At 46.5% G+C, this 540-nt stretch carries 1 protein-coding gene; it reads left to right on the top strand.

The annotated features are described in order from the left end of the window. Window positions 1-13 precede the first annotated feature (13 nt). A partial coding sequence (locus tag B2X72_RS26060) for an MFS transporter (protein WP_286852103.1) occupies window positions 14-540 on the top strand: 527 nt, incomplete at its 3' end.

The following is a 540-nucleotide window of genomic DNA, read 5'->3' as shown; positions in this document are numbered from 1 at the left end:
ACAAATAATAGAAATGTACAAATTAATTACAAATGACAGAACGGCCACAGACGTATCTATGTTCCCGGTTTATATTCTTTCTTTGGCAACTTTCATTGTTTTTTTTCAGGGATTCATGGTCGCGCCATTGCTTCCACTGCTATCCGAACAGTTTGGTACGACTACCCGGCATGTGAGTTTTATTGAACCATCTTACCTGCTCGGCTATGGATTGTTTACATTGGTATATGCGCCTCTAAGTGATCGCTTTGGCAGGTTCCGGATAATTACGCTGTGCCTAGTCATCTTTTCTGTATTGACATTACTGACCGCTTACGCCCATGGAATTAACCAGATGATTTTCCTTCGTTTGCTGACCGGCATCGGTGCCGCCGGTATTGCCCCCACAACCATTAGCTGGATCAGCGATCGGTACCCGTACGAAAAACGGGGGCACGCGCTTGGGATATTCTTTGGTAACATGGCAGGTGGCACAGCTTTCGGATCCAGCGCAGGCGCTTTGATCACATCGCTAGTCGGTTGGCAATGGCTTTTTATTGG

The organism is Sphingobacterium sp. UBA7253 (assembly GCF_002472745.1).
In the GTDB taxonomy this organism is placed as follows: domain Bacteria; phylum Bacteroidota; class Bacteroidia; order Sphingobacteriales; family Sphingobacteriaceae; genus Sphingobacterium; species Sphingobacterium siyangense.
Note: the sequence above shows the minus strand (reverse complement) of the source record. Positions and strands in the feature narration are given on the sequence as shown.